Source organism: Mycobacterium helveticum, from assembly GCF_007714205.1.
Classification (GTDB): Bacteria; Actinomycetota; Actinomycetes; order Mycobacteriales; family Mycobacteriaceae; genus Mycobacterium; species Mycobacterium helveticum.
On the sequence record NZ_VMQU01000325.1, the window covers coordinates 1 to 775 of the forward strand.

Below are 775 nucleotides of genomic sequence, written 5' to 3' on the forward strand. Positions count from 1 at the left end.
TGGTCGATGGTCGATGGTCGAGATGAGATCGGCGATGCCGCAGTGAATCCGGTAAGAGGTGCTGTGGTTGCGGTCAAGGGTATTCGGGGTGGGGATGTCCCCGCCTCAGCAGGCGATTGCGGTCCTGGTCGGGGCGAATGCCGACGTGCCCGATGTCTGCACGGTGTGTCGGTAGAGCTTCAACAGGTTGTGGGTGGCCGCCAGCAGCTTCCATTCACTGTTGGCGGCGGGCTTGCCGCGGCGCATGAACCGGCGGACACCGCGAGCATCTTTGATCTGCCCGAACACCGGCTCGATCATGTGTTGGCGCTTGCGATACACCGCCCGGCCCGATTTCGTGGTCACCTTGCGGTCCATCCGATCCACCAGGGTCGCATCTGCCGGTAGCGGCCCCCGACTGCCGTTGCGTGACTTGGGGTTGCGGTAGCTGTTACGGGTCGCGATGAAGCAATCCGGGTCATCCTCATCCAGGTTGGCGAGGTTGTCTTCGCTGCAGTAGCCGGCATCGGCGAGCAGCTGTCCGATCGGGATATCGATGCCTGCCGCGGCCAGTGTCTGGTTCGCCGCAGCGATCATCGGATGCAGCTGGTGATAGTCGGTGACCTCGTCGGTCACTTCAGCAGCCACCACGATCTGCTTTTCGGTGGCCACCGCTTGGGCGTTGTAGCCCTGCACGTACCCGCTTTTGGTTTTCATGATCCGACTGTCCGGATCGGAGGTGTTGGCCTTGGCCTGGGTCGCTTCCGATGGCGGCTTGGGTTTGCGGCCCCGTGTC

Annotated in this window: 1 protein-coding gene; it reads right to left on the bottom strand. The window is 63.0% G+C overall.

Annotated features, from left to right (window positions below):
* Nucleotides 1-105 precede the first annotated feature (105 nt).
* Nucleotides 106-775 (bottom strand): transposase (locus tag FPZ47_RS27735; protein ID WP_144957521.1); only part of this gene is annotated, 670 nt, incomplete at its 5' end.